23 protein-coding genes and 1 tRNA gene are annotated in these 22,436 nt (G+C 39.1%); 3 read left to right on the top strand and 21 right to left on the bottom strand.

Annotated elements, in window-relative coordinates; translation table 11 throughout:
- Positions 1-95: 95 nt before the first annotated feature.
- The 5 genes from PAN07_RS04780 to PAN07_RS04800 all read right to left on the bottom strand — a co-directional run bounded on the left by PAN07_RS04780 (position 96) and on the right by PAN07_RS04800 (position 6,579).
- On the bottom strand, positions 96-1,022 hold the full coding sequence (locus PAN07_RS04780) for an ATP-binding cassette domain-containing protein (protein WP_269797297.1): 927 nt from the start codon (positions 1,020-1,022) through the stop codon (positions 96-98).
- A gap of 10 nt (positions 1,023-1,032) precedes the next feature.
- Positions 1,033-2,100, bottom strand: coding sequence for an ABC transporter ATP-binding protein (locus PAN07_RS04785; protein ID WP_269797298.1), 1,068 nt, complete (start codon positions 2,098-2,100; stop codon positions 1,033-1,035).
- A gap of 8 nt (positions 2,101-2,108) precedes the next feature.
- Positions 2,109-3,035, bottom strand: coding sequence for an oligopeptide ABC transporter permease OppC (gene oppC / locus PAN07_RS04790; protein ID WP_036752266.1), 927 nt, complete (start codon positions 3,033-3,035; stop codon positions 2,109-2,111).
- A complete protein-coding gene (locus PAN07_RS04795; protein ID WP_036752263.1) occupies positions 3,035-4,531 on the bottom strand; it encodes an ABC transporter permease in 1,497 nt (498 codons plus the stop codon). The genes oppC and PAN07_RS04795 overlap by 1 nt, the downstream gene beginning before the upstream one ends.
- 65 nt (positions 4,532-4,596) lie before the next feature.
- Positions 4,597-6,579, bottom strand: coding sequence for a peptide ABC transporter substrate-binding protein (locus tag PAN07_RS04800; protein ID WP_269797299.1), 1,983 nt, complete (start codon positions 6,577-6,579; stop codon positions 4,597-4,599).
- Between the two features lie 178 nt (positions 6,580-6,757).
- On the opposite strand from PAN07_RS04800, the gene PAN07_RS04805 reads away from it, so the two are divergent.
- Positions 6,758-6,828, top strand: a tRNA-Cys gene (locus PAN07_RS04805).
- Between the two features lie 86 nt (positions 6,829-6,914).
- Here PAN07_RS04805 and PAN07_RS04810 read toward each other — a convergent pair.
- The 11 genes from PAN07_RS04810 to PAN07_RS04860 all read right to left on the bottom strand — a co-directional run bounded on the left by PAN07_RS04810 (position 6,915) and on the right by PAN07_RS04860 (position 15,678).
- Positions 6,915-8,246, bottom strand: a complete 1,332-nt coding sequence (locus PAN07_RS04810) for a hemolysin family protein (protein WP_269797300.1) — start codon at positions 8,244-8,246, stop codon at positions 6,915-6,917.
- Positions 8,247-8,362: 116 nt separating this feature from the next.
- Entirely contained in the window at positions 8,363-9,193 is an 831-nt protein-coding gene (locus PAN07_RS04815; protein WP_269797301.1) for a DNA/RNA non-specific endonuclease, read from the bottom strand.
- A 41-nt stretch (positions 9,194-9,234) separates the two neighbouring features.
- On the bottom strand, positions 9,235-9,423 hold the full coding sequence (locus PAN07_RS04820; protein ID WP_346658446.1) for a DNA-directed RNA polymerase subunit beta: 189 nt from the start codon (positions 9,421-9,423) through the stop codon (positions 9,235-9,237).
- Positions 9,416-10,702, bottom strand: coding sequence for a UDP-N-acetylglucosamine 1-carboxyvinyltransferase (gene murA / locus PAN07_RS04825; protein WP_269797303.1), 1,287 nt, complete (start codon positions 10,700-10,702; stop codon positions 9,416-9,418). The genes PAN07_RS04820 and murA overlap by 8 nt, the downstream gene beginning before the upstream one ends.
- Before the next feature lie 25 nt (positions 10,703-10,727).
- The gene (locus PAN07_RS04830) at positions 10,728-10,958 is read right to left on the bottom strand and encodes a DUF1146 family protein (protein ID WP_269797304.1); all 231 of its coding nucleotides are present in this window, start codon (positions 10,956-10,958) and stop codon (positions 10,728-10,730) included.
- Positions 10,959-11,014: 56 nt separating this feature from the next.
- The gene (locus PAN07_RS04835) at positions 11,015-12,052 is read right to left on the bottom strand and encodes a SepM family pheromone-processing serine protease (RefSeq protein WP_269797305.1); all 1,038 of its coding nucleotides are present in this window, start codon (positions 12,050-12,052) and stop codon (positions 11,015-11,017) included.
- Complete coding sequence (gene coaD / locus PAN07_RS04840; RefSeq protein WP_269797306.1) at positions 12,036-12,524, bottom strand: pantetheine-phosphate adenylyltransferase; 489 nt, start codon at positions 12,522-12,524, stop codon at positions 12,036-12,038. Before coaD ends, PAN07_RS04835 begins: the two co-directional genes overlap by 17 nt.
- Entirely contained in the window at positions 12,514-13,053 is a 540-nt protein-coding gene (gene rsmD / locus PAN07_RS04845; protein ID WP_269797307.1) for a 16S rRNA (guanine(966)-N(2))-methyltransferase RsmD, read from the bottom strand. The genes coaD and rsmD overlap by 11 nt, the downstream gene beginning before the upstream one ends.
- A 60-nt stretch (positions 13,054-13,113) precedes the next feature.
- Positions 13,114-14,106, bottom strand: a complete 993-nt coding sequence (gene asnA / locus PAN07_RS04850; RefSeq protein WP_269797308.1) for an aspartate--ammonia ligase — start codon at positions 14,104-14,106, stop codon at positions 13,114-13,116.
- A gap of 95 nt (positions 14,107-14,201) precedes the next feature.
- Positions 14,202-14,885, bottom strand: coding sequence for a Bax inhibitor-1/YccA family protein (locus PAN07_RS04855; RefSeq protein ID WP_269797309.1), 684 nt, complete (start codon positions 14,883-14,885; stop codon positions 14,202-14,204).
- Between the two features lie 52 nt (positions 14,886-14,937).
- The gene (locus tag PAN07_RS04860) at positions 14,938-15,678 is read right to left on the bottom strand and encodes an RNA methyltransferase (protein WP_269797310.1); all 741 of its coding nucleotides are present in this window, start codon (positions 15,676-15,678) and stop codon (positions 14,938-14,940) included.
- A 33-nt stretch (positions 15,679-15,711) separates the two neighbouring features.
- On the opposite strand from PAN07_RS04860, the gene PAN07_RS04865 reads away from it, so the two are divergent.
- The gene (locus PAN07_RS04865; RefSeq protein WP_269797311.1) at positions 15,712-15,990 is read left to right on the top strand and encodes an acylphosphatase; all 279 of its coding nucleotides are present in this window, start codon (positions 15,712-15,714) and stop codon (positions 15,988-15,990) included.
- Positions 15,991-16,068: 78 nt separating this feature from the next.
- Complete coding sequence (gene yidC, locus PAN07_RS04870) at positions 16,069-16,995, top strand: membrane protein insertase YidC (RefSeq protein WP_269797312.1); 927 nt, start codon at positions 16,069-16,071, stop codon at positions 16,993-16,995.
- A 74-nt stretch (positions 16,996-17,069) separates the two neighbouring features.
- On the opposite strand, the gene pflA is transcribed toward yidC, so the two are convergent.
- The 5 genes from pflA to PAN07_RS04895 form a co-directional block, all read right to left on the bottom strand.
- On the bottom strand, positions 17,070-17,864 hold the full coding sequence (pflA, locus tag PAN07_RS04875; RefSeq protein ID WP_075566184.1) for a pyruvate formate-lyase-activating protein: 795 nt from the start codon (positions 17,862-17,864) through the stop codon (positions 17,070-17,072).
- A 129-nt stretch (positions 17,865-17,993) separates the two neighbouring features.
- Entirely contained in the window at positions 17,994-19,250 is a 1,257-nt protein-coding gene (locus PAN07_RS04880; protein ID WP_269797313.1) for a diaminopimelate decarboxylase, read from the bottom strand.
- 72 nt (positions 19,251-19,322) lie between these two features.
- A complete protein-coding gene (purR, locus tag PAN07_RS04885; protein WP_269797314.1) occupies positions 19,323-20,147 on the bottom strand; it encodes a pur operon repressor in 825 nt (274 codons plus the stop codon).
- 100 nt (positions 20,148-20,247) lie between these two features.
- A complete protein-coding gene (locus PAN07_RS04890; protein ID WP_269797315.1) occupies positions 20,248-21,189 on the bottom strand; it encodes a 3'-5' exoribonuclease YhaM family protein in 942 nt (313 codons plus the stop codon).
- Entirely contained in the window at positions 21,179-22,435 is a 1,257-nt protein-coding gene (locus PAN07_RS04895; protein ID WP_269797316.1) for a DNA recombination protein RmuC, read from the bottom strand. Before PAN07_RS04895 ends, PAN07_RS04890 begins: the two co-directional genes overlap by 11 nt.
- Position 22,436 lies beyond the last annotated feature (1 nt).

The raw sequence follows: 22,436 nt of genomic DNA on the forward strand, positions 1-22,436 counted from the left end.
ATCAAATTGTTAAAGATAATCAAGTTTTATAACTAAAAGAAAAAAAGTTTCATAATCTTCATAGAATGAATCTACAAAAATTATAAAACCTTTTCTTATTTCATATCATTTTTATAGCGTTCCAATTCAGCTTGGTTAGCCCAAACATAATGACCTGGTCGGATTTCAACCATAGATGGTTTATCAGTCTCATAGTCGTGTTGGTTTGGATCATAGACTTTTAAGACTTTTTTACGTTCCAAAATTGGGTCTGGAATCGGTACTGCAGACAAGAGAGCTTGAGTATACGGATGGATTGGATTGTTAAATAATTCTTCCGTTTCCGCGACTTCAACAATGACCCCTTTGTAAATAACTGCAATACGGTCAGAGATAAAACGAACAACTGACAAGTCATGGGCAATAAAGAGGTAAGTCAAGCCTAGTTCTTTTTGGAATTTCTTGAGCAAGTTCAAAACTTGGGCACGAACTGAAACGTCCAAGGCTGAAATCGGCTCATCTGCGATAACAAAGTCAGGTTGCATAACCAAGGCACGAGCGATACCAATACGTTGACGTTGTCCACCTGAAAACTCATGAGGATAACGTGTCAAATGTTCAGCCAAAAGTCCAACTTCACTAATAATCTTTTTAACTTTCTCTTGTCTTTCTTCCTCATCCTTAAATAGATGAAAATTATAAAGACCTTCAGAAATGATATAGTCAACCGTTGCACGCTCATTCAAACTAGCAGCAGGGTCTTGGAAAATCATTTGAATACGACGGATTACTTCAGCTTCTTGAGCTCGTGATTTTTTACCGTTGATCTTTTTACCTTCGAAGAGGATATCCCCTTTACTGGTATTATTCAAACCGATAATTGCACGACCAATCGTTGTTTTACCACTACCCGACTCACCAACTAGAGAGAAAGTTTCACCTTTGTTGATAAAGAAGTTAGCATTTTTAACGGCTACAAACTTTTTGCTTCCTTCACCGAAGGAAATCTCTAAGTCTTTAATTTCTACTAATTTTTCAGACATTTCCTTCCTCCTAGTTTTCTAGATGAACAAGACCCATTCTCTCACGAATCTTGTCATGTAAATTTGAAATTACTGCTGGTTTTTCAACTTTTGGAGCTCGTTCATCAAGCAACCAAGTTTTAGCCCAATGAGTATCTGACACAGCAAATTGAGGTGCTTTTTCTTCAAAATCGATCTTCATTGCGTAATCTGAACGAAGAGCAAATGCATCACCTTTTAATTCTGTATATAGTGACGGAGGAGTACCTGGAATTGAATATAGTTCTCCTTTATCATCAGCTAACTGTGGCAAACTTGATAGTAGGCTCCAAGTATAGGGATGACGAGGATCATAAAAGATTTCTTCAACAGTACCGTACTCAACAATCTCACCAGCATACATAACTGCAACTTTATCTGCAATACTTGCTACAACACCGAGGTCGTGTGTGATAAAGATAGTTGTAAAGTGATATTCATTTTGAAGCGACTTCAGCAAGTCAATAATCTGAGCTTGAATAGTAACATCGAGGGCCGTAGTTGGCTCATCACAGATAAGAACATCTGGACGACACGCAAGTGCAATAGCGATAACGATACGTTGACGCATTCCTCCAGAATATTGGAATGGATACTCCTCAAAACGCTTTTCAGCATCTGGAATACCAACCTTATTCATATAGTCGATAGCCAATTCTTTTGCTTCTTTAGCTGTTTTACCTTGATGTTTAATGATAACCTCGGTGATTTGGCTTCCGATTGTTTTAATTGGGTCCAAACTAGTCATAGGATCTTGGAAGATCGTTGCGATCTTAGCCCCACGAATCTGTTCCCAATCCTTGTGTGAAGAAAGTGCTGTTAGGTCTTGACCACGGTAATCAATGTTACCAAAAGCAATACGTCCATTTTCTTCCAACATTCCTGTGAATGTTTTTGTCAAAACAGATTTACCAGATCCAGATTCTCCAACCAAGGCAAGAACTTCTCCTTCAATCAACTCAAGAGAAACTCCGCGAATAGCGGTCAAAACTTTGTCACGAACATCAAATTCCACGACAATATCTTGAGCAGATAAAATTACATTTTTATTATTCGTCATTTCTACTCCTATCTATGTGTACGTGGATCACTAGCATCGGCTAAGTTTTGTCCAACAATGAATAGTGATAAAGAAACCAAGACCAAAGTTGTCAATGGAATCCAGAAGAGGTAGGCATTTGTCGTTACGTTCTGAGAATAATCTGAGATCAAACGTCCCAAACTTGGAACTGTAATCGGCAATCCGAGTCCAAAGAATGAAAGGAAAGCTTCATACGAGATAAAGGCTGGCAGCATTTGTGTCAAAGTCGTCACGATAACAGATACCAACTGAGGCATAATATTTTTTACTATAATTTTATAAGTTGGTGTCCCCAGCGTCTGAGAAGCAAGGTTATATTCCAAATCACGATAACGCATGATTTGAATACGGATTGAATAAGCAATACCAATCCATGTAGTTACACTCATGGCAAAAATCAAGTTCCAGAAACCTGCTCCGATAGAGTAAGTCAAAACGATAACGATCAATAGCGATGGAATATTGTTGATAACGTTGTAGACTTCCATCATGATACGGTCTACTGATTTTGAAATACCCCAGATTCCACCTACAATCACACCGATAACAAGGTTGATAAAGGTCGCAATTACAGAAATCAAGATAGAGTTACGAGCTCCAAACCAGACACCATCAAAGAGAGATTTCCCGTTACTATCTGTACCGAACCAATATTCACCATTCGGTTTGATATAGCGAGCACTAAAATCATTTACCTTACTTACATCGTTAAAGTCAAAATCTGAGAACATTGGATAGATGAAACTCATCAAAACGATGGCAATCAAGATACCGAGCATGATGACTGTTGATTTTTTCTTCAAAAACTGTCTAAAGACAGAACCCCAGTATGAATAAGCAGGAGTATCAATTGCTTCAGAGGCAAAATCATCACGTTTTACAAATTGAAATTTATCATTACTAATTGTAGACATTATTTGCCTCCTTTCTCTGTCAGTTTAATACGTGGGTCAATCATAGTCATCCAAATATCCCCTACAAATAATGAGAAGATAGAAATACATGTAAAGATAAAGACAAGACCAACAACCATATTGTTGTTTGATGCTTTTACAGAGTCAATCAGCATTTTACCCATACCAGGGAAAGCGAAGACTGTTTCTGTAAGAGTTGCTCCACTGATAACACCAATAATAGAACCTGGAATACCTGAAACGAGTGGTACCATAGCGTTCTTAAAGATGTGTTTGTTTGAAATTTCTTTCTCAGATAGACCTTTTGCACGTGCAAAACGAACGAAGTCTTGAGATTGTAAGTCAATCATGTAACGACGAATCCAAATTGCCATACCAGGTGCACCCAACAAGCCCAAAATCACTACAGGTAAAACATATGAACGCCAGTCTCCAGCACCCAAGATAGGGAATGAATCTGGGAATCCAATTGAAGAACCAATCAAACGAATGATGTATACAAGGGCAATCGTTGGAAGAGCAAGTAAGAAGGTCAAAGCTCCTGTAGAGAAACTATCAATCCATGTATTTTTGTAACGAGCCATTGCAGAACCAAGTGGAATTGCAATCGCGTATGAAATAGCAAGACCAATCAAACCTGTAATAGCAGAGCTTGTAATCATTGAAGGATATTGATAATTACTTTCAGTAGCTGTATAAGGATCATCCTTACCATAGTTTGCTACTTCACGTGCATCTGCTTGACTTGGAGATTTGTAGGTTCTTGAGTAAATGTTAACTGATGATGTTTTCTTACCAGTTGGGAATTGAACTTCTGAAGTCTTGGTTTGTCCTTGACCTTGTGTGATAACTTGAAGAACAGGAGTATTGGCATAAGTTGGGTAAGAATCTCCTAAGTTCAAGTTGACAAAGTTTTGGTGAACAAATGGGAATTGACTGTTGAAGTACAAGAGGTATTTATGTTTAGTCCCTGAACCTACTAGAGACCATCCAATAGCCGGATCGTTTTCAAATCGCAAATAACGCTCTAAATTAGGATTTTCCGGGTCTTGAATCTTGTTTGTATGGTCAATGTCAAGCAAGTTTGCATAGAATTTGAACACACGCTCGAAAATAGGGATTTCACGAGTAGCATAGAATTGTCCGCTCTCTGTGAATACACCCAAAGTCCAACCGTTACCAAGTTGTTGGATATATTTTTCGTAGATAGCTTTATTTGTATCGTTTGCATCAACGGTTACAGAAGGGTCAATGCTACTAGCTTTTTCCTGCAACTCTTTCGTATCGTAATATTCGATATACCCCATACGCTCAAAAACGGTATTTTCATAGTTATCACGTTTATCAGCTGTTGTTGCAATTTTATTGTAGTTAGTATCTTGTTTGAAGATCAACTTCCGTGGAACCATCGTATAGATGATTGTGTAAATCAAGGTCGTTACTAAAAAGATAGAAACTAACGACCGCAAGATACGCATAAAAACATATTTTTTCATATTATTTCCTTTAAAATCCCAAAAGAACCTTCTCCTTTTGGAGAGAAAGTTCTGATGAGCATTATTTATTTCACGTGGCTCGCTAATTCTTTTTGAGCTTTTTCGTTTGATTCAGCTTTTTCTTTGAGCCATTTTTCACGAGCTTCTTTGTACTCTTTAGCAGTTACAGTGTTAGCTTGCAATTTAAGATATTTGAAGTAAACATCTGAACCTTTATCACCAGATTGAGTATAAGATGCTGAGAATGGAACAACACGAGAGATAATAGGAGCTGCTCCTGAAGATGCCATTGCAGGAAGGAAGAGTGAGCTATCTGTCAACCAAGCTTGAGCTGCTGCGTATTTTTCATAACGAACTGCTAGGTCGCTTGTTTCATTTCCAGCTTCGTCAACTAATTTATCATATTCTTTCAAACCAACTTGAGCAACTGCTGGGCTAGATGGGTTGTCATATCCCATATAAGACTTAGTTGTTTCGCTATTAGTTGTTTTCAAGATATCTAGGTAAGTTGATGGGTCTTCATAGTCAGGGTTCCATCCAACTGCACCTGAAAGGTCCCAATCCTCTGCAGCTGCGTTAGCTGCGTAGTATGTGATATTGTGTAGTTCGTCTGTAGTGATTTGTTGGATATCAATCACTACATTTTCAGTTCCAAGTGTAGTTTCAACTGATTGCTTGAATGACTGGATACGAGCAATGTAACCTTTAGATGTTTGGTCTACTGGAATGTCAATATGGATAGGGAATTTCACACCTTCTGCTTCAAGAGCAGTTTTCGCTTTAGCCAATTCAGCTTTAGCTTTTTCAGCATTGAAGAGTCCATCTTGACCATCAGCAAGGTTTACATTTTTCCACTCATCACCATAAGTAGCAACTTTTTCAGTTACCATATCACCAAATGATTTACCGTTAGCAGACACAAACTCTGGTTTTACAAAAAGGTTACGAACAGCAAGAGGAGCTCCCTTTTCACCATTAAGTTGAGCAGAGTATGCAGTACGGTCAAATGCAAAGTTCAAAGCTTGACGGAAATCTTTGTTAAGAAGGGCTTTCTTAGTAGCAGTTTTTTCTTCGTCAGTAGTTTTTGAAGTGTATTTGTATGATTGACGGTCAATATTGACACCCAAACCAGCGATACCAGGACCTTGTGGATTGTAGTAGATATTGTCTTTGTATGTTTCTTCAACTTTTGAGAAGTTTGAGCTGGTTGGGAAAAGACGAGCATAGCTGTAAGCTCCACTTGTAAAGTTACGTTCAAGTGACTCTTGGTCTGAACCATCGTAGTAAGCAAGAGTTACAGTATCCAAATGAACATTATCTTTATCCCAATAGTTTTCATTCTTCACAAATTCGATAGATGACTTAGCAGTCAAACCTCTAAGCAAGAATGGACCATTATAAAGCAATGAAGTAGGGTCAGTTGCTTTACCAAAGTCAGCTCCTTTTGATTTTTCAAATTCTTCGTTCAAAGGCCAGAAAATTGAGTAAGCCATTTTAGTATTCCAGTATGGCTCAGGTTTGTTCAAAGTATATTCAAGAGTGTAATCATCAACTGCTTTGACACCAACTGAAGCAAAATCTTTATTGTTTCCAGCTACATAATCAGCAAGACCTTTAACTGAATTTTCAGCTAAGTACATCGCTGCTGATTTATTGTCAGCCGCGTGTTTCAAACCATTTACGAAGTCTTTAGCAGTTACTTCTGCGTACTCTTCACCATCAGATGTGAACCATTTTACTCCCTTACGAATCTTGTAAGTATAAGTTAAACCATCTTTTGATACAGACCAGTCTTCTGCAACTGCTGGTGTAAGGTTCCCATACTTATCATTTGTAAATAGGCCATCAATACCATTTGAAGTAGCCACTTTTGTACTTTGTTTACCTGAGATAAGATAATCCAAAGTTTCTGGATCAGCGGTATATGTATAACCGTAAGCTTTTGGAGCCTCTGCATCATTAGATGACTTTGATGAACCACATGCAGCAAGAACTCCAGCTGCAACTAAAGCAACGCCTGCTAGAGCAAAAATCCGACTTTTTTTCATATTATCTAACTCCTTTGATAAAAATTATATGATAATGATTATTATATCACAGATTCTTAAAAAAGTAAACGAATTTTCAGAATATTTTGTCGCATTTTTTTGAAACATTGAATTATCACTTTTCAGAAAAGAAAGTATTGACGTAAGGAAGTTTTCAAGGTATAATATTAAAAGTTAAGGCGGTATAGCCAAGTGGTAAGGCACGGCTCTGCAAAAGCTTGATCGTCGGTTCAAATCCGTCTACCGCCTTTATATAAAAAGACTCCAAATGGAGTCTTTTTCTTTTTAAAAATTGGAAAAAGCTTTACTAGCCTAAAACTAGTAAAGCTTTTCTGTTAATCAGTTTCTTCTTCTGGTTCGAGTTCTACAATGTGAACCTTAACCTTGGTTACACGACCATTTTTTACTTTGTCATTGGTCAATGTGATGTGTTTGTTTGAGCTTTCCAATTCGTAGCTGAGTTTTTCACTTGTTGGGATAGTACCTACTCCAGTTAAATAGTAACCCGCAATGGTATCTACATCATCACTCTCAAGTTCAACATCAAAGTAATCATTGAAGTCATTCAAATTCATTGTTCCTTGGACGATATAGGTATTTTCACCGATAGTATGAACGTATACTTCAGCACGGTCAGTTTCATCATCTATCTCACCAACAATCTCTTCAAGTAAGTCCTCAAGAGTAACTAAACCAGCCATACCACCATACTCATCAAGGAGAATAGCCATCTGTCTTTGTGTATTACGAAATTCTTTTAACAAATCATTTATAAAGATAGTTTCAGGCACAAAGAGCGGATCTTGTAAGATTCGCTTCCAGACGATATTATCGAACCCACTGGCAAAGGCTTCTTTAAGGAGACTCTTTGTATGAATCAAACCAATGACATTGTCCTTATCACCGTCATAAACAGGAATTCGAGAAAAGTTTTGTTTTAAGATACTTTCGATAATGGTCTGAGTGTCATCTTGGATATCTACCATAAATGCATCTGTTCGAGGGACCATCACTTCACGAGCCAGCAACTCGTCTAGTGAGAAAATCCCTTGTAACATCTCAATTTCATCAGCATCCAAAGTTTCTTCACTATTGGTTAACATATACTCAATTTCATCACGAGTCATCTTTTCATCTGCATCATCAAAACTCATAGGAGTCAAACGACTTAGTAAATTAGTTGAAGCAGATAATAACCAAACGAAGGGACTAACGATCTTACCTAGTCCAATAATAATTGGGACAGAGCGAATTGCTAAAGCATCTTTCAGATTTAGAGCAATACGTTTTGGGTAAAGTTCCCCAAAGACAATCGAAATATAAGTCAAGAAAGCTAGCGACAAGAAAGAAGACACTGCTCTCGCTGTCTCACTATTTCCAATCCATGAAGCAATCTCTTGTCCAAGTGTATCAGCCAATTGCGCCCCAGATAAGATAGTGATTAAGGTGATACCAACTTGAATAGTCGATAAAAAGTGATTAGGGTTTTCAAGTACTTTTAACAAACGGATATAGCGTTTATCTCCCTCTTCTGCTTTTTGCTCAACACGAGAACGACTGAGTGATACCATAGCCATCTCTGTTGCAGAGAAAAAAGCGTTGAAAAGAGTTAATACGACTAATAGTAAACATTGCAGTAACAAATCCTGACTGCTCGGGTCTTCCATTTTACCTTCTCCTAAATAGTATAATTGACACTATTATACCATATTTTTCCTCTTCTACACATTATTTTATGATTTCAAAAATAAATGCCCCCATCTAACAAGATAGGGGCATTTATCTATTTATCTTTTGTTACCGTAACTTCACCTGTACGATAATCTAGTTTGATACCTGTCTGTACATTTGGTACAACTACATTAAACTCTAATTCTCCATCAGAAGATTTGGCTTCAATTTGTGATGCTGATGGAACCAAGTCCTTATCTGTCGCATAGAGAAGAGTAACACGGTAACGAACACGTTTATTTTGGTCCAAGGCCTTACGGACCAAACTCTCATAGTAGTTTTGACCAGTAGAATCTTCTGCACGAGCTTGATTGGCCCAGGCTGTCTGAACAGCAATGTTTTTAGGATTACTTGTAGAGGCATCAAAACCCTCGAGACCTCCGATTAAGGCATAGCCCAGCAAATGACCTCTATCAACCGCATGATTGTAGTTCCCTTTTAAATTTTTAACCTGATGCCATCCTGCTGGCGTCCATGATGTCGAACCATTTCCGGTTTCTTCACGGTCCTTATACTGCCTTGTTGCCTTAGACATTAGGGCATTAGCTACTGTTGGAACTATCTCACCACCCACAGTCTTGGTTTTGTTATCAGCATAGGGTTGACTTGAGACCTTTGCATCTAGATTCGTTTTATTGCCATTGATGATAAAAGCCCCTGCTCCGTTCCATTCAATTGAACCTTTTATTTGTTTCTTAACCGAATCTGTCAGAATGCTTTCCGCTAGTTCCCTACTTGGGGCATCCGACGATTGTGACTTCTGTTTTACTTGCGTCTGAGGCGCAGAATTGGAATCCTGCATCTCTTTGATGTAGTAACTTCCTGCAGACAAGAGCAGAAATATTAGTAAACCAACTAGAGCCTGTCTTGTATTTTTTTCCATTGTGTCTCCTTAATTTCCTAGAAAAAGACTGGTCTCCCAGCCTATTTTCCTGTAAATTTTGTTATGAGTTCTTGCCATTTTGCTGGTGCCAAAATAGCCCATGGATCTTGTCCTTTGCCTAAGATACCATAGCCAATCATTAAACCAATACCAAGCGCTAAAACACCTATTAGAAGCACTATAATCACCAACAAAAAGCGATGTAATACATATGTGACTTGCTTATTCATCTTCATCTGCTTCCACACTTACCCGTTCAATCTTAGCTCCTAGCTGAGCCAATTTTTCATGGAAACGATAGTAACCTCTATCCAAATGGACAAGTTTACCAACAACAGTTTCACCTTCAGCAACTAGGCCAGTTAAAATCAAAGCCGCACTAGCTCGTAAGTCTGTTGATAGAACTTCAGCACCTTGGAGACGTTGACCACCAATGATACGAGCAGTATCACGGATAATTTCTGAGTGTAAGCCCATCCGACGCATCTCCTCTAGATGTTGGAAACGATTCTCAAAGACTGTCTCAACCATAGTTGATTCTCCTTGAGCAACCGTCATAAGAGCAGTAAATTGAGCCTGCATGTCCGTAGGAAATCCTGGATGTGGCAAGGTCTTAACATGAACTGCTTTCAGTTTCTCGCGTTGAGAACGGATACGAATCCCTTCATCTTCATCGATTACTTCAACACCCATTTCCAATAACTTAGCAATCAAGGGACGGTTATGTTCCCAAATCGCATCTTGGATTAAGACGTCTCCACCAGTCATAGCAGCTGCCACCATGAAGGTTCCCGCTTCAATACGATCCTGTACAACATTATGTATAGCACCGTGTAGCTTCTCAACACCAGTGATGGTAATCGTTTCTGTACCAGCACCCTTAACCTTCGCACCCATTTTATTTAGTAGAACAGCCAAATCCACAATCTCTGGCTCACGCGCAGCATTTTCAAGGACAGTTACACCATTAGCAAGAGTAGCCGCCATCATCAAGTTTTGAGTTGCCCCAACACTAGGAAAGTCCATATAAATATGGGCCCCCTGCAAGCGTTCTGCCTTAGCCTCGATATAACCAGCAGTTTGAGTAATCTGAGCGCCCATTGCTTCTAGTCCCTTTAGGTGAAGGTCGATTGGACGACTACCAATCGTACAGCCACCAGGCATAGAAACCTTTGCATGCCCCATGCGTGCTAAAATTGGTCCTAAAACTACAATAGAGGCACGCATCTTGCTCACATACTTATATGGCGCTTCTTCTGTGATATCACCTGTCGCATCAACTTCGACAATATGAGCATCCTGATCGAAATCAACCTGAGCATGCAGGCCACGAACTACCTGATTCATGGTAAACACATCTGATAAGATAGGGACATTTTTTAAGACAGTTTTTCCTTCACTTGCTAAAACAGTTGCAGCAAGTAAGGGTAAGACTGCATTTTTTGCACCCTCAATGGTGACACTTCCTACCAGGCGATTATCCCCACCTTGGACTACAATTTTTTCCATAAAATATTTTCCTTTGCTTACAATTTTAGAGTAGTGTTCGAATCGCTTCTCGCCATAGTTGGAATAGACTTAGGAAAAAGGAGCTAATAAGATAGCCTAGTCCTAAACTAATCAATGCTACTAAGAATCGAACTTTTCCCGCATTTGCCTTTGTTACCTTCAAAATCTGATCCCATTTGACTAAATCCTTCAAAAGTTGAAAGACGAGGTAAATAAAGAACATATGACTACTAAGGGTAAAAAATAATTGAATCATCGGCTTATTATACCATCTTCTTTTGCTCTATGCTAGTTTATGGACTAACTATCTTTTTAAGGATTGTTTTTCAGATAGTCTATCGCATCCTGAAGTGTTTTTACTGGAACAATCTTCATATCTGTCTTAATCATTTCAGCAGCTTCTAAAGCTGTATCATAGTTGTTTTTAGCATAAGGATTAGCTTTTTTAGTCTCTTCAGTGACTGGATTATTTGGAGCAAAGAATACTGTAGCCCCTTTTTTAGAAGCAGCAACAACCTTTTTATCAATCCCACCAATATCACCGACATTTCCATCCCTGTCGATACTTCCTGTACCTGCGACGATACGGCCGTTACGAAGAGTTGGCTCAGCAATTTGTGTATAAATCGATAAACTAAACATCAATCCTGCACTAGGTCCACCGATTCCTGCTGTTGAAAACTGAATAGGTACATCACTCGTTACTTCTGTACGGTCAATCAATCCTATTCCGATTCCATTTTTTCCGTTTTCTAACGTAATAATTTTTCCCTCTGCAGATTTGATCTGTCCGTCTTCTTCATAGGTGACCTTAACCTTATCTCCTAGATTTTGAGAGTTGACATACTCAACCATTTCTTTGGAACTCTCAAAAGTTTTATCATTAACTGCTGTTACTGTATCTGCAATATTGAGAATCCCCTTAAAGGTTGAATTATCCGTTACGGTTAAAACGTAGACACCCAAATAATTGAGCTCTATCTTTTTACCAGCAGTCTTTAGTCCCTGGTATTTTGCCATATTCTGAGAAGTTTCCATGTAAAATTGATTAATACGGACAAATTCTGCGTCTGATGAACCACCCGTCATTTCTTTGGCGCTATGGATATCTGTGAAAGGCGTCAACCAAGCATAAATCAAGTGAGCTAATCTAGCTCTTTGAACTCCAACTGTCACAAATTGGTAGGATCCTGGTTCACTATCTAATTTATCATCTACTTGCAAAATACGTCGGATATCTTCTGATGTCCCCGGAACCTCTATATAGTATGGAAGTGGCACCGTGAATGCAAGAAAAGTCATCACCAAACCTATAATCAGGTATATGGGCCATCTAGTTTTTTTCTTCATTTTTTAACTCCTCTAAGACAGCATCTGGCACATACTCACTAATATCTCGATTAAATTTTAGTAATTCCCTTACCGCTGAAGAACTGAGATATAAGTGTTCTAGTCGACTGTGGAGGTAGACTGTCTCAATTTCTCTTGCCAACTGATGATTGTAATAATCAAAGCTTGCTTCATATTGTAAGTCTGCAGCGTTACGTAATCCACGAACAAGAACATGGACACCCAGTCTTCTAGCAACATCAACAACTAATTCGTCGTGAGATGCCAACACTTCAATATTTTCCAAATGCGCTACTGCTTTTTCGACAGATTTCTTTCGACTTTCTATCGACAAAAAACCTGTTTTATGCGGGTTATAAAAAATCCCTACATACAATTTATCAAACAATATACTAGCACGCTCAATTAGTTCCAAATGTCCATTGGTAATTGGATCAAAAGAACCTGTGAATAGCCCAATCTTATCTGACATAAACCGTCACCTTACTAATACCATATATTTTTTCTTTCCAGATACCCACACAGGCGATTTCTTCTGGAAGCTCTACCGATTTATCTGTTTCACAGACCACCATGACATCATCTGCCAAAAGATTTCTCTCGGCCATTTTTTCAATGTCGGAAACGATCTGTTCCTTTGCATAGGGAGGGTCCAAAAAGATGAGATCAAAGACACCTTCCACTTGTTCCAAAGCCCGTTCAGCTTCCATTTTCAATAACTGAAACTTAGAAGTTTCCTTGGTCATCTGGATGTTCTCTGTCACAATACTTTGAGCTCTTCGATCTTTCTCCACTAATACCGCACTTGACATGCCTCTTGAAACTGCTTCAATAGATAAACCACCACTCCCTGCATAGAGGTCTAATACACGTCCCCCTTCAAAGTAGGGACCAATCATATTAAAAATTGCTCCCCTAACCTTATCAGAAGTAGGTCTGGTCGTTTTTCCATCAAGCGTCTTTAGAGGACGTCCTCCGTAGATTCCTGATACAATTTTCATAAATTATATTATACCAAATTCTTGCAAAAAAGAAAAAACCGAACCTTGTGGTTCGATTCCTTAGAGAATATTTTCATAAGTATCTCTGACTTCTTGAGGCCAAACACTGGTTTGGACTTCACCGATATGCTTCTTACGTAGCAGGAACATCGCCATACGAGATTGACCTATCCCTCCACCGATTGTCAGAGGGAAGAGACCATTCAAAAGTGCTCTATGCCACTCAAGATTTAAGCGTTCTTCATCTCCCGTGATAGCTACTTGACGACGGAGAGTATCTTCATCGACACGAATTCCCATTGAAGATAATTCAAAAGCCGCACTTAGGTTATCATTCCAAACAAGGATATCTCCATTCAGACCCTTATAGCCATTTTCAGACTCAGTTGTCCAATCGTCATAGTCAGGTGCACGTCCGTCATGAGGTTTCCCATCAGACAATTCTCCACCGATACCAATTAGGAAGACTGCGCCAAACTCTTTACAAATAGCATTTTCACGTTCTTTAGGTGTTAAGTCTGGGTAACGCTCTACAAGTTCCTCAGTATGGATAAAAGTAATTTGCTTAGGCAGAATTGACTCAATATCATAACGAGCTTCCACTGCAAGTTCCGTCAGGCGAATAGCCTTATAAATCTTTTCAACTGTTTCTTTAAGATAAGCTAGGTTGCGATGCCCATTAGGAATGACCTTTTCCCAGTCCCACTGGTCAACATAAACCGAGTGAGTCGCATCTAGTGAATCTTCGTCTGGGCGAAGAGCCTTCATATGAACAAAGAGACCCTCTCCTTCGCCAAAACCAAAACGAGCCAAGGTATGACGTTTCCATTTGGCAAGTGAATGGACTACCTCATAAGTTTCATTAGGAATCTGCAAAACCTTAACTGAAACTGGATTTTCAATACCTGAAAGGTTGTCCTGCATCCCATCACCAACCTTACTCAATATTGGGCCTTGTACTTCAACCACTTCTAATTTATCTTTTAAATACTGGGTAAAGGTGTTTTTTACAAATGATATTTCCTCTTGTTGGAGGATAAAACTTTTCTTCATACATCTCTCCTTCTGAATAATAAGATGATTATACCCTTTTGACAGTAAAATTGAAAGCAAAAAATAAAAAAGAGCTCATTTGAGCTCTAAAAGTATTAATCGTCTCTTCCAAAGATACGTAGGAAGCTAAGGAAGAGGTTGATAAAGTCGAGGTAGAGGCTAAGTGCTAAAGAAATTGCCCAGCCTGTAGCTACCTGACCATCTGACTCTTCGTAAACATAACGAATTTTTTGGTTATCCCAAGCAATCAAACCTGAAAAGACAAGAACCATGACAATACTAATGATATAGTCAAATAGACCACTATTCAAGAAGATATTAACAATCATGGCAAGAATGAGTCCGATTAAGGCTGCAATCAAAGCTCGCCCCAGTCCACTCAAATCTTTTTTAATAACAACTCCTACGATAGCCATTACAAAGAAGAGAGCCGCACTAGAAATAAAAGCTGTCAATACTGTTCCAGGAAGGTAGAGCGACACAATAAAACTAAGTGAAAAACCATTTATTACAGAATAAATGAGGAAAATAGGAAGGGCTGCTGGGCTATTCTTATAAGCCATATTACTGGCTGCAATGACAAGGGCAACTTCCACCACACCTGTCACAATTAACCAAATTCGAGCATTCAGCATCAACTGAACTAAAACATCTTGGAAGGTTGTTAGCATCAAGGCTGAAACAAGAGCAGATAAGGCAATTCCAACTCCTACAAAAGCATAGACTTTTGCATAGAATTGATTCAAACCAGAATGTTCTTGAATAATTGTTTGATTCATATTACTTCTCCTTTTAAAATCTTTTTACTGATTATAACAAAAATTAACTATTTTAACTCAAATAAAACATGAGTATACCTGCCGCAATAGCGACATTTAGACTTTCCGCCTGCCCTTTCATGCTTATGTGAACCAGTTGGTCAGCTTGCTCCGTCATGAACGGACTAATTCCTTGACCTTCATTTCCCATAACCAAGGCAAAATTCTCTAGCCGAACCAGCTCACGATAATCTTTAGAATTTTGAGATAGGCTAGTTGCTAGTATCGGTAGGGCAGTCTTTTTTGCCTCTTCAACAAATGTTTCAACAGGCATGCGATAAATCGGCAAATGGAAATGACTACCTTGCATTGAACGAAGTGTTTTTAAACTATAAATATCAGCTGACTTACTTGAAACGATAACTCCAGAAAAACCTGCTGCATCTGCCGTCCGAATCATCGTGCCAACATTTCCAGGATCCTGCACGTCTTCCAAGAAAAGATATTTTCCAGAGGTCAGGTCCGGCACTTGTTCCTCCTCCTTTTTTACTATGGCAACGATGCCCTGAGGAGTTTGCGAATCTGCTAAATCAAGCAAGATTTCTTCCGACACAAAGACAGTCTGAGGATAAGTTCCTAATATTTCACCATGCTCAATCAAAGCAAATATTGTTTCAATGGTGGCACCTGCTTGAACAGCCTCCTCAAACAAATGCCAACCTTCTATTAGGTAACTATTTTTTCGATATTTTTTTTGATGTAATTTCTTAGCCTTTTTCACCACAGAATTGGCTTTAGAGGTTATAATAGTCATAGATATATTATAACACACTCAAGGAGGTTTGGTATGCAAAAGGTGAAAATGATTGCTCAAGGACGAGTCCAAGGAGTCGGTTTTCGCTGGGGTGTCTATAGTCTTGCTTTAGAATTAGGCGGAATCACTGGACGTGTTTGGAACAATGATGACGGAACTGTTGAAATCCTTGCTCAAGCAGAGTCTTCAACCATTATGGCCAAATTTATCCAAGAAATCAGAAAAGGACCAACTCCCTTCTCAAAAGTAACCTACCTAGATGTGCAACTGAGCAATTTCCCTTCCTATCCGGATTTCAAAGTCGCAAATTAGGTCTCTAGAACTATTGTATATTTTCAAAAAAAACAGTAGAATAGAAAGGTATAATTTTTAGATAAGGAATAAAAAATAGTGAAATTAGTAAAACGTTTTGCCATTTCAGCTATGGGAATGGCTATGCTATTAGTCTTGACAGGTTGTGTACAGGTTGATAAAGCAACAGGACAACCTACAGGATTGATTTGGAATACAATCGGAGCACCTATGGCTGAAGCCATCAAGTACTTCGCTAACGACCAGGGGCTTGGTTTTGGTCTAGGAATCATCATCGTGACCATTATTGTCCGCTTGATTATTTTACCGCTTGGTATCTATCAATCTTGGAAAGCAACGCTTCATTCTGAAAAGATGAACGCTCTCAAACATGTCCTTGAACCACACCAAACTCGACTCAAGGAAGCAGAAACACAAGAAGAAAAACTCGAAGCCCAACAAGCTCTCTTCGCCGCTCAAAAAGAGCACGGTATCAGCATGTTTGGCGGAGTAGGATGTTTCCCACTCTTGCTTCAAATGCCGTTCTTCTCAGCTATCTACTTTGCAGCTCAACATACAGAAGGAGTTGCTGAAGCTAACTTCCTAGGAATTGAACTTGGATCACCAAGTTGGATTTTAGTGGCCTTCGCAGGTGTTCTCTACTATCTTCAGTCACTTCTTTCTCTTCATGGGGTTGAAGACGAAACTCAAAGAGAACAAATCAAGAAGATGATTTACATGAGTCCGATGATGATCGTCATGTTCTCAATCTTCTCACCAGCCAGTGTAACTCTATACTGGGTTGTCGGTGGTTTCATGATGATTCTTCAACAATTCATTATTAACTACATTGTTCGTCCAAAACTTCGTAAAAAAGTCCGTGAAGAATACGCTAAAAACCCACCTAAGGCTAGCACTAGTTCAGCTAGTCGAAAGGACGTGACTCCTGAGTCAACAACTGCTATCACAACTTCTAACAAGAAGAAAAACAAAAAACGCAATTCTGGAAAACAACATTCTAGATAAAAAATAAAAGGCTTAGCATTCTAGCTAAGCTTTTTTAATACAACAAAAGCCCGATGTTCCCATCAGGCTTCTTTTTATCCATGTACACGTTTCATGTAATCTTGATAGCTTTCTGTATCCATCAATTCCTTAGCATTCTTCACACGTTCTGCTGTCGGAGGTTTAACCCCTTCAAGTGAATACGGAATCCCAAGTTCACGCCATTTGAACTCTCCCATGGTGTGGTAAGGTAAGATTTCAAACTTATCAACGTTTTTAAGAGTTTTTACGAACTTACCAAGTTCAATCAAATCTTCATCACGGTCTGTCAATCCAGGCACTAGTACGTGACGAATCCAAACAGGTTTACCAATATCTGATAGATATTGAGCACAAGCCAAGATATTTTTATTGGTCTGACTAGTTACAATCTTATGTTGCTCCTCATTGATTTCCTTGATGTCAAGAAGAACCAAATCTGTCACATCCATAAGCTTATTGAATTTTTCAAGATACCGTGGTTTATTACGGAATGGAAGAGCACAGGTATCAAGGGTACAGTGTATACCTTTTTCTTTTGCCTTTGTAAAGAGGGCAATCAAAAAATCAATTTGAAGTAGAGCTTCTCCACCGCTGACTGTAATACCACCCTTTTTGCCCCAGAAACCCCGATAACGAAGAGCTTCTTCTAAAACATCATCCACTGTTCGTTCACGAGACTTATTGGTTTCCATAGCCCATGTATCTGGGTTATGACAGTACTGGCAACGCATTTGACAGCCCTGAAGAAACACAATAAAACGAATACCCGGTCCATCAACAGAACCAAAACTCTCTGTTGAGTGTACCATCCCTGTCACTTGTCCATAATCAATTGTTTCTTCACTCATATCGTTCCCTTTCTTGAAACCGTTTTATAGCTTTATTATATCACGACTAAAAGGAAAAACAAGAATTTTTGTTTACTTTTTAGAAAACAAGCTATTTTTTTCTTTCAACTTTCACGATTTTCAAAAACTCTATTCATTCTTGTCAAAATCAAAGCCATATAAGGTTGCAAAATAGTCCTCAGGTCGCTCTGCTCTACGGATTAGCCGTGCACCACCATCCTCTGTGTAGAGGATTTCAGCTGAGCGTAGTTTAGCATTGTACTGGTAACCCATAGAAAATCCATGCGCACCTGTATCATGAATAACCAACAGATCGCCAATTTCTGTTTGAGGTATTTCACGATTAATCGCAAACTTGTCGTTGTTTTCACATAGTGAACCAACAACATCAACGACTTCAGCTTTACCGTCAGGATTCATCATATTAGTAATATGGTGATAAGCACCATACATAGCTGGTCTCATAAGATTGACAGCTGACGCATCTACCCCTAGATAGGTACGGTAGGTTTTCTTTTTATGAGTTACTTTTGTAACTAGAATTCCATGAGGTGCCAACATAAAGCGTCCTAGTTCTGTAAAAATCTTAACTTGACCAAGACCTGCTGGTGTAAGGACTTCTTCATAAACCTGACGAACTCCCTCACCAATTAAATCAATGTCATTAGGCTCTTGGTCTGGGCGATAGTTGACCCCTATACCACCCGAAAGATTGATAAAGTCTAGTGAAATACCCAATTTATCCTTAATTTCTACGGCTAACTCAAAGAGTTGGCGTGCCAATTCTGGATAATAGAGGTGGGTCACTGTATTTGAAGCAAGAAAAGAATGAATCCCAAAGGTTTTTGCTCCCTTTTCTTTCAGAATAACAAGGGCTTCAAAGAGTTGCTCCTTGGTCATCCCAAACTTAGCTTCACCAGGATTATCCATAATATCTGTTCCTAGTTCAAATACTCCACCGGGATTATAGCGGCAAGAGATAATTTCAGGAATTCCTGTAGCTCGCTCTAAATGCTCAATATCTTCGAAGGCATCCAAGTTAATGGTAGCTCCCAATTCATGGGCATAGGCGTACTCTTGATCAGGAGTGTTATTGGATGAGAACATCATGTTTGGGCCTGTAAACCCAAGCTTGTGACTCATCAAAAGCTCTACATAGCTAGAGCAATCCACTCCACATCCTTCTTCTTTCAAAATTTTTAAGATGGCTGGAGTTGGGGTTGCTTTTACTGCGAAGTATTCTTTAAATCCTTTATTCCAAGAAAAAGCTTGATTAACTGCGCGTGCTTTCTCGCGAATCCCTTTTTCATCGTAGAGGTGGAAAGGGGTTGGAAACTCTTCAACGATTTTTTCTAAGGCTTCACGTTTAATAAATGGTATTTTCATAGAACTCCTTCATATCCATTATCAAAGAAAGGCTGGGACAAAAGTTCCAACCTTTTAGTATCTTATTATCTCTTATTTTTCTGTATCGAAGATATTTCCAACTTCAACAGCAATTTGTTGGTTCTTCACATCAATATTGGTAACCTTCAAGAGTGACTTGTAGTCGAACTGTTGCTCACGGTCTTCCTGTGCATTATCAGCAAAGACAGCTACACCAGCCAACTCTGAATCAAACTCAGACAAGAGGCTAATCATCCCGTTAATGGTTCCTCCACCCTTCAAGAAGTCATCGACGATCAAGACACGACTTCCTGCTTTGAGACTACGTTTTGAAAGAAACATTTTTTCGATACGGTCACTAGAACCTGATACGTAGTTGACACTAACAGTTGAACCCTCAGTAATTTTTAAGTCACGACGGACAATGACAAATGGTACGTTGAGAACATTTGCTACTGCATTTGCAAGCGGAACTCCTTTTGTAGCAACTGTCATGACTGCATCAATCTTTTGATCCATGAAACTTTTCGCAATAATACGGCCAATATTTTTCAAGATTGACGGTGTGCTGAGTAAGTCAGATAGATAGATATAGCCACCAGGAAGGATACGATCGCTTTCTGAAAGCTTTTCCCGTAGCTCATTAATAATTGCTTTAGAATCTTGAGTAGAAATAGATGGTGTAAAAATAACTCCTCCACCTGCACCTGTCACAGTTTGGATATGACCAATTTCAATTTCTTCAAAAGCTCGCTTAATAATGACAATATCTTCTGAAATTGAAGATTTAGCTGATTCATACTTTTCTGCAAAAATATTAAGGCTGGTTAATTTATAAGGATTGTTGATCAAATAATTGGAAATCACAACCATCCGGTCACTTCTTCTTAATTTCATTACGTATTCACCGTTCTTTTATTTAGTCTTGTTTTCATTATAACATACTGAAGTCAAAAAAACGAACTTTATTGTCAAAATAAAGCTCATTTTTTTGTTTCTAGTCTATTTTTGGTTTGTAGAAGGAACGATTGTCCATTGCAAAGACCTTGTTGGTCATTTCTCCTTGATCAACCAATGCTAGTGCAGTTGACATCATCATCATGCTTGCATCTAGATTATCAATCATATGAATAATCTCTGCTTCCATGATACGTGGACGAACAGGACTTCCATATTCAAGAAGACCGTGGTGGCTAAGAATAACATGACGAAGGAGGACAACCTCTTCTTTCGTTTCATCGATTCCCAACTCCATCACTGTCTTTGTAATTTCACTGTCAATCAAAGCAATATGCCCTAAAAGATTTCCTCTTACTGTATATTCTGTCTGATTAGGGCCCGTTAACTCAATGACTTTAGCTAGATCATGAAGCATGATTCCTGCATATAATAGACTTTTATTGAGTTGAGGATAAACATCTCCTATTGCATCTGCCAAACGTACCATAGTTGCTGTATGATAGGCCAAACCTGTTTCAAAGGCGTGATGATTGGTTTTAGCAGCTGGATAAGAATAAAACTGCTTATCGTACTTGGTATAAAGGCTACGAACGATTCGTTGCCAGATGGGATTTTCGATTTTAAAAATCATCTGTGCCATATAGTCACGGATTTCCTTTACATCTACTGGAGATTTCACCTTAAAATCTGCTGGGTCAATGGGTTCTCCAGGCTGAGGCAAACGCAGTGTAATTTGATTGACTTGCGGAGTGTTATTGTATACTTCACGACGTCCCTGCATGTGAACAACCTTCCCTGCCGTAAAGACCTCAACGTTATGAGGTTGGGCATCCCAGAGTTTTCCTTCGATTTCCCCGCTATCATCTTGAAAGGTGAAAGCTAAATAATTTTTTCCTGCACGAGTTTGCCTTAAATCAGCTGACTTAATCAGGTAAAAACCTTCAAAGTATTCGTCTTTCTTCATGTTACTAATCTTCATATTCTTCCTCATCTTCTTGGAACTGGAGTAAATCAAGCGCAGGTTCACCTTCTGACAATTCAATATGTCGAAGAGTTCGCTCGATAGCAGTAGTACGTCGGTTTAATAATTCATCAATATTGCCCGAGGCATGTTGGAGGTGTTTTTGCGCTTTAACCAAAATACCACCGAACTTACCAAACTCAGTTTTAACACTAGCAAGAGTTTTACTAATATGGTCAGCACTCTTTTGGATATTAAGGGTCTTGAAACCAACTGATAGGGAATTGAGAAGAGCTGACAAGGTACTTGGTCCCGCAACGATAATCTGCTCTTCCCGTCTCAAATCATCAAAGAAAATTGGATTGCGAACAATTTCTGAGTAAAGACCTTCCGTCGGTACAAACAAAACTCCAAAATTAGTTGTCCGAGGCGGTGCTATGTATTTGCTCTTAATATCCTTGGCAAAGCGTTTAACACTTGTTAAGAGAGATTTACGACAACGCTCAATCTCATCCTTATCACCTGCTTCATAAGCCTCTTCTAAGCGGTAATAATCTGCAAGTGGAAACTTAGAATCAATCGGTAGGTAGACATATTCCTGGTCACCTTGTCCAGGCAACTTGATGGCGTATTCTACACGTTCACTAGAGTTTGCAACCGTTGCAAATTCTCTTTCATACTGGGCTGGTGTCATGATATCTTCAATAATCTGCCCCAGTTGTAATTCACCTAGAATTCCTCTAGTTTTCGTACCAGACAAGACTTTATTAAGAGCGCCAACATCACGCGCCACAGTCTGCATTTCTCCAAGTCCTCGGTTGACAGACTCCAGTTGTTTGGAAACCGTTTCGAAGGAGGCTTGCAAACGCGTCTGCAAGGTCTTTTCTAACTTTTCCTCGACCGTTTGACGCATCTGCTCTAAACGTTGTTCATTTGATTCCTGCAGGGCTTGGAGTCGTTGGTCGGTCTTATCTCTAGTTTGGAGAAGATTCTCATTCATCTCCTGTCGAACCTGAGTCAGACCTTGGTGCAATTCAATTCGCACTTCCTGCAAACGGTCGCTAACAGCCACTTCTAGATTTTTTTGGTCCAGCTGACTGGCTTGTCTGGCTTGCTCAAATCGATAATCTAGCTGGTCTGAAAGGTTGTCTGCCTGATCTTCTAAACTCTTGGTCAGATATTTCTCCTGCTTGTCCTGCCTCTGCCAAATGAGAAAGAGGCCGGCTAGGTTCACAATTAATAATACAAGAAGTAAACTTTCCATC

Source organism: Streptococcus sp. SM5, from assembly GCF_027497975.1.